Annotated in this window: 6 protein-coding genes; 4 read left to right on the forward strand and 2 right to left on the reverse strand. The window is 40.7% G+C overall.

The genetic code is table 11. The annotated features are described in order from the left end of the window. Window positions 1-272 precede the first annotated feature (272 nt). On the forward strand, window positions 273-1,796 hold the full coding sequence (locus ASV53_RS21125) for a sensor domain-containing diguanylate cyclase (protein ID WP_189337931.1): 1,524 nt from the start codon (window positions 273-275) through the stop codon (window positions 1,794-1,796). Window positions 1,797-1,947: 151 nt separating this feature from the next. Here the strand turns inward: ASV53_RS21125 and ASV53_RS21130 are convergent, their stop codons facing one another. After that, a complete protein-coding gene (locus tag ASV53_RS21130) occupies window positions 1,948-2,376 on the reverse strand; it encodes an META domain-containing protein (RefSeq protein WP_094958559.1) in 429 nt (142 codons plus the stop codon). A gap of 277 nt (window positions 2,377-2,653) precedes the next feature. Continuing rightward, window positions 2,654-4,336: a mechanosensitive ion channel family protein gene (locus ASV53_RS21135; RefSeq protein WP_094958560.1), complete on the reverse strand. Its 1,683-nt coding sequence runs from the start codon at window positions 4,334-4,336 to the stop codon at window positions 2,654-2,656. A gap of 366 nt (window positions 4,337-4,702) precedes the next feature. Here ASV53_RS21135 and ASV53_RS21140 point away from each other — a divergent pair, with 366 nt between their 5' ends. The 3 genes from ASV53_RS21140 to ASV53_RS21155 all read left to right on the forward strand — a co-directional run. Further along, the gene (locus ASV53_RS21140; RefSeq protein ID WP_094958561.1) at window positions 4,703-6,658 is read left to right on the forward strand and encodes an SEL1-like repeat protein; all 1,956 of its coding nucleotides are present in this window, start codon (window positions 4,703-4,705) and stop codon (window positions 6,656-6,658) included. Window positions 6,659-6,880: 222 nt separating this feature from the next. After that, window positions 6,881-7,237 carry a VanZ family protein gene (locus ASV53_RS21145; RefSeq protein ID WP_094958562.1) on the forward strand — a complete coding sequence of 119 codons (357 nt, stop codon included), beginning with the start codon at window positions 6,881-6,883 and terminating at the stop codon, window positions 7,235-7,237. Between the two features lie 561 nt (window positions 7,238-7,798). Then, on the forward strand, window positions 7,799-8,284 hold a 486-nt coding region (locus ASV53_RS21155; protein WP_189337932.1), incomplete at its 3' end, for a dsDNA nuclease domain-containing protein.

Below are 8,284 nucleotides of genomic sequence, written 5' to 3' on the forward strand. Positions count from 1 at the left end.
GATTTATCTAAAGTATAGTTCACCCACTTAAATACTGAACAGAGCCCACTATAAGTGTGTCCTTTTTCGTTTTATAAAATAAAGAGTATAAAAGTGCTGGTGAGGGCGAAAAATAGAAACAAGAGACTGGTAATACGTTTTTTTTGTTCTAACAATGAAAGGATAACTATATAGAAAGGGCTCCAATGGGAAAGCGACTTTACAGAATAACCTTAATCTCGGCTATCGTGGGCCTTGTAATATCTAGCGTGTTTTTTTGGTTATTCTATCAAGTGGAAACGAAGAATATTGAACGCGAGTTTCAAGATGAAATAAATGATAAAGCTTTCTCATATTATAAGGGCGTAAAGTTTAATCTAGAGTCAGTCTATTCGCTGAAAGCGCATTTTGATAATAACGAAATTATATCGGCATCATCTTTCGCTGATGAGGCTGCGTATATATTGAGTCGCCATAATAAAGTGCAAGCGTTGGAGTGGATCCCTCGGGTTCCTCATTCAGAGAGAAGCCAAGTTGAAGCACAAGGAAAAACGCATTTCGAAGGCTATCAATTTACCGAGCGTTTAGCCTCTGGCGTCATGGGATCAGCAACTGATCGCGACTATTACTATCCGGTCTTTTATTTAGAGCCGTTAGAAACGAATGAAGTCGTAATGGGATACGATCTCAATTCGAACTCTCGCCGTCGTGAAGTTATGCAACGTGCTATTGCGAGTGGTGATGTTCAGCTCTCTGAAGGTGTCGGGTTGATTCAATCCGAAGATTATCGTGTTGGTGTGCTTTCATTACTGCCATTGTTTAATACTCCTATGATGGATAATAGAGAAGAATCCTTACGTGGCTTTATCTTAGGTGTGTATGATCTAGAGTCGATATTTTCATCAATTTATCGCGGTGGTGAAGATCAGGAAATTGCCCTTAAATTATGGGATGCCACTATTCCTGCGAATAAATCCATTTTGTTTTCACGTGATTTGAAAAACGAATCACACGATATGTTACTCAATCAGTACCGTTATACGCGATCTGTTATGAATTATGCAGGCCGACGGTGGGTGCTTGAAGCTATTCCTAGCGCTCAATATTTTTCATCCAGAAGAACGCATACCCCGTGGTGGGTATTTATTGTTGGGAATGTGTTTTTTGGTTTATCAACTTGGTTCGCATTTGTTGCTGCAAGACAAAACGAAGATATGCAAAGAGATTTAGATAATAAGAATGCACAGCTTAATGAGGTAAATGAAAAGCTAGAGCGTTTAACGAAAACTGACCCTCTAACGGGTATCGCTAACCGACGTTATTTCGATGAATATTATGAACTCGAATTTTTGCGCTCCAAGCGTGAATCTAAGCCATTGGCATTGCTTATTTTTGATATCGATTTCTTCAAGCAATTTAATGATACCTATGGGCACCAAGCTGGTGATCGCTGTTTACGCCTTGTTGCATCAGAATTGGAGCGTGTTTTAAAGCGACCTGCCGATCGTATTGCGCGAATTGGGGGGGAAGAGTTTGCCGTTCTGCTTCCTAATACGACCAATGGAGAAGTTGTTGCAAAGCAATGTAAAAGCGCGATAGAGCGGATTGCCATTGAGCATAAAACAGCTGAGCATCTAAAGATTGTTACTGTGTCTGTTGGGATGGTTTCAGCGAGTAAACTTGATGGCCAAACGCCTGATTCTCTGTTTAACTTTGCGGATACTGCCTTGTATCAAGCCAAATCAGCAGGACGCAATGCTGTTCGCTGCATTAAAATTTTACCCGAAGTCGCCCCTGAATTAGAGACGTTATGCTGATAATTTATTAACGCTATCAATTTAATTGATAGCGTTCATAAGACCAAGACCAAGACCAAGACCAAGCGTGGTAAATTTCAGTCAAATAAAAAGCGAAGCATCAAAAAATGCTTCGCTTTTTATTGAATACAGTTACCCTAAATTTCAGGGATTACTTTGCATCACGCTCGAAAGTTAGCGTGTGCTCTGCACCTTTTAGGGTTAGTTGATTACCACTAATAGTTGCATCGCTCCAGTCACTTAGTGTCTGCGCGAATGTGTTTTCTAGTGCCATTGCAGGCTCAGGGCAAGCCATCATTGTCATACCCATTTTATCTAAACGTACTTTGCCTTCTTTGTATTCAGCTTGGCCGAAGAAGCGATTACAGCCTGCAAGGCCGTTTGCGTTTAGATCTGCGCCTAGCTCTAGGTTAGGTGCTTTCATTGGCTCTGGCAGGTTAAGCGCTTTGCTATCAACTTGAGTAAGTACCCAGTTGTTATTGGTCAGTGCTTGTTCTGATGCAACTTGCGCAGTGTTGTTATTTGCACATGCTGCTAGTAAAACTGGAAGAGCAAGGGCTGCTAAAAAACGCTTTTTCATAGGAAATTCCCTAATAAGTAATGGCTCGCCATTAGACAATAAAGTTTCTCGTAACGAGAATAGGCATCATTATAACGTTAAATGTTGAATAATTGCTTGATGAGATAGTAATTTATCACTAATAATTTTCAACGTAACAATCAGTATTATTACTCTGAACTGTTTGTTTATGATGCCAAAAGTATGGAACTACTATCGCACGGTGATTTGTAAGATTTGTTAGCGCTACGTCAATTTTACACTGTTCATTGTTCAGGTTGACGAGTGTTCCCTCTTATCACTTTTTAGCAATATTCGCCGCTTCGGCGTCCGCCATGTGTAAATGCACATCTTGCTGAGGGAAAGGAATAGACAGTCCCACTTCATCGAACCGACGTTTTACTTCACGTGTGACATCCCAGTAAACATCCCAATAATCTTCGGTTTTGACCCAAGGACGCACAATGTAATCCACGGAAGAAGTATTCAGTGTATGCAGTTTGATAGTTTTCTCGGGCTGGCGCAGTACCATAGGGTGCGCATCAATAATGTCATTAAAGACTTTTTCAGCGAGTTCCAAATCATCGCTATAACCGATACCAAACACCATATCAACGCGGCGAACGCGTTCATGAGTAACATTCTTAATGGTATCGCCCCAAATTTTACTGTTAGGTACAATCAGGATCTGGTTATCAAAGGTTTTGATGGTGGTACTGACAAGGCTCATATGACTGACCTTGCCTGAAACCCCGCCTGCTTCAACAAAATCACCCACATCAAATGGACGGTATATCAGCAGCATCATGCCAGAAGCAAAGTTGGAAAGGGTATCTTGCAATGCAAAACCTATGATCACACCCGCGACCCCAAACCCCGTTAGAATTGGTGTTAAATCGAGTCCTATTTGCGACAGCGCAATCAATAGACCGATACAGAAAACACCTTTGCCCGACATAGACACAAAGAACTCTTGCATCAATTGAGACATACGGAGGTTGGGTGAAGATACGCCTTTTTTAACCATTTTGCTGGTAATGTTTTTTAGGATCCTAAAGACCGCGATAATGACGACAAACACGAACAATTTGAACAGCATCTGCGGCGCATTTTCGACAACCCATAAGCTCAGGTTTTCGAGGTTATTGCGCGCAATGGAAAGTAGCACGGCAACGTTGAGTAAATCGTTGGTCACATTACCTGTTTGTTCAAAAATTTGTTTTTTGTAATCGGCAGTATCAACTGACATTTGATCGGCCAGTTTAATGAAAGCCTGCATGTTTGCTAAATCACTGGTGAGCTGTCGTTCAGATAAAATATGAAGGAGTTGTAAAGACCCTTTTTCACTGTCTGTAGCCGCTTTAAGCTGTTTATTGAGCGTTTGTTCCTGTTGGCTATTAAAAGTGAGGGAGGCAGATAAAAACTCCAACTTGTGTTCAATGTTATTGATGAGCACATTTTTTTGTTTGCTTGTATCTACACCCAAATCGCTAAGCCAGTGATAGTTTGTCCATTGTTGGCTTAGTAGACGCTGAACATAACTGCGAATTTCTTGTACTTTCTTTTGAGTTAGTAGTTTTTGCTCATCGCCGAGTGACTCTAGTGCTTGTTCATCAGAGGTTACTTTCTTCGTTAAAAAAGCAATGGCTTCTTCAATGAATGTCACTTGGTTGTTTACTTGATCGAGTACAAAACTATGATAAGGCTTGACTGCATCTTCGTTTTCTTTCGAGCGAGTGACAAGCTCTGCAATGACTTCTCGTAGTTCTTCATTTTTATTAATTAATTGTAGGCTAACAACATTGAGCGCCGACCCTTGAGAGGTTTTAGATTCATTGAGTAATGCTTTAAGTTCTTTGTTTAATGTTTTTATTTGTGCAATTTCAGCTGGTTGTTTTGGTGTTACAGGTGCCGATGTCTCTTCAGTTTCAGCCCAAGTGTATGCTGAAAAGAGAAAGAGGAAAATGCAAAGTAAACGCATGAAACAGTACTCCTAAAATTACCTGCTTTTTAGCGGTGAAGGGCATTATTTTATCTGAATGAAAGCGCGAGCAAAACTCAGCAGTCTGCGTCATGTAGTTCAGATTATTTTTAAGTTAAGCAGATTACGATGTGGTTTGTGATCTTGATTCAAGCATTCTTGCGTGATTTTCAGGCGTTAATATAGCGTCACAAATAACCATAAAGGATGATGGCGATCAAAAATCCTTAAAAAATAGTGCGTTACTTGCCTTAATGTTAATGACTGAGAGGAATTCTGCTATCACTGTCATTTATACTCCCTCGCTTAATTATAAAAATATCATCTTGTTACCGAGTAACAGGAAACGTTAATTGGTGTAGGTATATGGAAATAATCTCTAAAAGACTATTACTCGCAACATTGTGCTCACTGAGTTTGCTTACGGGCTGTGCTTCAACATATGAAGATGGATTATCAGCACTTCAAGAGGGTGAGCCTGCAAAAGCGCAAGAAATTTGGCTAGCGCTAGCGGAAGAAGGCGATGTAGATGCGATGTACGGCATTTATGATTTGGCAAGCAGCCGTTATAACCGCGTGTCTGAATCTGATATTGAGTGGCTAAAAAAAGCAGCAGATGCAGGAATGGCAAAAGCACAGTATCAATATGGCTTGATTACCTTTAATGACAAACATTTTGCAAAAGGCCATCAGTATATTAAACAAGCGGCAGCACAGGGACAGCCAGAAGCCGCTAAGTTTATCGAACGCTATAAGCCAACAATTAAGACTTTCTTATTGGCAGAAAAAGGAAATCGTATCGCCGAGTATAACTTAGGGGTGTATTACGATAATGGCATTGAAGGCTTAGACAAAGATAATAAAGAAGCGGCGAGCTGGTATTTGAAAGCAGCCAATCAAAATCACCCGTCAGCCCAAAATAACCTCGGCATTATGTATGAAAATGGCATCGGGGTTAAGCAAAGTAATTCAGAGGCTTTCAAGTGGTACCAAAAAGCGGCCAAACAAGGGGCGGCTTCAGGGCAGTTTAATCTTGCGGATATGTACGAGAGCGGCCGCGGTGTTAAACGTGATTATGTTCAAGCAAAGTCTCTTTACGAACAAGCGGCAGTGCAAGGGCTAGCAGGCGCACAAAATCAACTTGGTAACCTTTACAGAGATGGTAAGGGTGTTAAGAAAGACGGAAAAAAAGCACTTGAATGGCACATCAAGGCAGCAAATCAGAATTTAGCTGTGGGGCAATACAATGTCGGGCTGTCGTATTACTTTGGCTATGCAGGCACGGTAGATAAAAAAGCCGCAGCGCATTGGTTCAAGGAAGCCGCGTTGCAAGGCTATGCTAGCGCACAAGGCAATCTTGGCATTTTGTATAGTAACGGTGAAGGTGTTGAACTGAATTATCAACAAGCCGTTAAGTGGTTAACCAAAGCGGCTGACCAAGGAAACCGTAATGCCCAGTATGCGTTGGGTAACCGTTATTATAATGGTGAAGGTGTCGATAAGAGTTTTTCAACGGCAGCGAAGTGGTATGGCAAGGCGGCTAAACAAGGCGATGCCGATGCACAATTTAAATATGCCAACAGCTTTGCATTTGGAAAAGGCAACACTAAGAGCGAACGCACAGCATTAACTTGGTACAAAAAAGCCGCAGAGCAAGGGCATACAACGTCACAATATAACTTAGGTGTTATGTATAACAATGGTGAGGGAGCCACCAAAGATTATGACGCTGCGTTTAACTGGTATAGCAAAGCCGCTAAGAGTGATCATGCTTCTGCGCAAAACAACCTAGGCTTGCTCTACAAAAAAGGTCAGGGCGTTAAGAAAAACTACGCGTGGGCTGCATATTGGTTTGCTAAATCTGCTAAGCAAGGCAATAAGCTCGCCAAGAGCAATATTAACGATGCACTGGCTAAGTTGAATAAACTTAAAACCAACGCGCCAACAGTGAATATTTTGTCTGCAACCAGCGCAAGCAGTGATGTGGTTAAGAAGCTATCTAAGGGCACCTATGTTTATAGCTTAGGAAGTAACGATACTTGGACAGAAGTGCTCGATATAAACAATTACGCTTTGGGTTATATCAAATCCGACCAACTGGTGAAGAATGTGCCAGTTAAGCCGAAGAAAACAGCACGAGTATCAAACGATCCGTACCCTGCAAAGCCACGGGCTAAATCGGGATTTGTCACTTGCAATACTAAGTGCACCAATGGCAACTGCTACCGTACTTACTCCGATGGCCGTAAAGTGCATTTCCAAGCACAACAAAAATGGAATGCGTTCACATCGCAGTTTGAATGGGATTCAGGTGGCTGTTAGTCGATAGATAGACAGGTAGACAGATTGATTGTTTAATTAAAGCGTTATTATTTAGAACGGCTTTCTTCGGAAGGCCGTTTTTATTTTGTTTTCAAAATAGGGAATGAGAATACGTGAGCTATACCTGATGAGCGTGTTTCATACCCGAACGCTTGTGTTGCATTAATCCCCTGTTTACACTGCCCAAAATAACAGCCTCACTTCTCGCTTGGAAAGTACTAAATGCAGCTATTATTAAATTTCATTCGTCGGCATTGGTTGATCATCGCGGCACTCAATTTAGCCCTGATTACTGTTTTGTCTTTAACGCCATTAGCTGAACTACCGACAGTACCCGGTACAGACAAAACCCACCATTTCATTGCGTATGGTGCATTGATTTTTAGCGTAGCGCTGAGAAGACCAAAACATTGGCTTTGGATCGTTGTGTTGTTCTTTTGTTGGAGTGGCGCAATTGAGCTGCTTCAGCCCTATGTGAATCGCTATGGTGAATGGCTCGATTTATTAGTCAATGGCATGGGCTTACTGTGCGGTATCACTTTAGCTTTTGTCGCTGATAAGCTGTTCTTAACAAAATAAAAAAAGCCCCCTTACAAGAAGGGGGCAATAGTACCATCGCTTTTATTGCCCCAGTTATCGGAACCCCCGCCATATAAGGCTTACCGAGCACTACATTGGGTTGTAATAGGATTACCCACTAATTAGCAGATCAGCTGTAATCGGCGATAACACATCTTACCGCTTTAATATTTTTACCGTAATATTCAAACCACAAATCAATCAACGCTGACAGCCGACGATTATCAGGCTTTTCACCAAGCTAGGGCTTGTCATCCACTTCTTTTATTGCATGTAATTCAAAGGCGAGGGCTTCCCCTTTGGTGGCAAACTTCTCTAATCACCATGCGATTAATTCAAAATAAATGTCTTAGGTGTAAAAAAACAGGCATTCTTCAAAGAAATGCACTTTAGTACTGTTTTTTTATACAGTTATCGTAGTATGTTTATCAAGTTAGTTGATGTAAATGGAATTGATGTGAAGTTGGTTGATTAAATTTAGTGTGCATATTGGTAAAATTATCTGTACATGGGTGTGCAAATATTGTGCATCAAGTTTATTGTTTACAGATGTATACCATTATGACGGATAATAAGTCTGCGTTAATGAAGCTCACAAATAGTAACTCTACGTTAGTGAAGCTCACCGATAGCAAATTAAAAGCGATAAAGATTACTGATGTGCCTGCAAGGGAGGTGGCAGGTCGTGATGCAATGAGCAGATTTAACCTTCAATTTAAAGCAACCACAATTGCAGCTTTGACAATCTTAGATGGTGGCGATATTGATAGGGTTTATTGTGATTACCAAGATGATTTTGTTGTAAGAGAAGTTGTATCTGGCGAGCATAAGTATATTTTTTGTCAGGTTAAAACGAATAAAAAATCTAATCACTTATGGTCTACGAGGCAAATTTTTGGGTTGTATAAAACTTCAAAGAAAGCATCTGTAAAAGACATAAGTGATAGTTTCTATGGAAAGTTAATATCACATACAGTTAATTTCAAAGATTCATGCAAAGAGGTGCGGTTTATAACCAATGTGAATTTTGATGATAGTGTATTAAAT

Source organism: Photobacterium sanguinicancri, from assembly GCF_002265265.1.
Lineage (GTDB): Bacteria > Pseudomonadota > Gammaproteobacteria > Enterobacterales > Vibrionaceae > Photobacterium > Photobacterium sanguinicancri.

Coding starts and splice junctions, on each gene's coding strand:
- ASV53_RS21130 (WP_094958559.1), bottom strand. CDS start 2,376: ATGAAAAAGCGTTTTTTAGCAGCCCTTGCTCTTCCAGTTTTACTAGCA.
- ASV53_RS21135 (WP_094958560.1), bottom strand. CDS start 4,336: ATGCGTTTACTTTGCATTTTCCTCTTTCTCTTTTCAGCATACACTTGG.
- ASV53_RS21140 (WP_094958561.1), top strand. CDS start 4,703: ATGGAAATAATCTCTAAAAGACTATTACTCGCAACATTGTGCTCACTG.
- ASV53_RS21145 (WP_094958562.1), top strand. CDS start 6,881: ATGCAGCTATTATTAAATTTCATTCGTCGGCATTGGTTGATCATCGCG.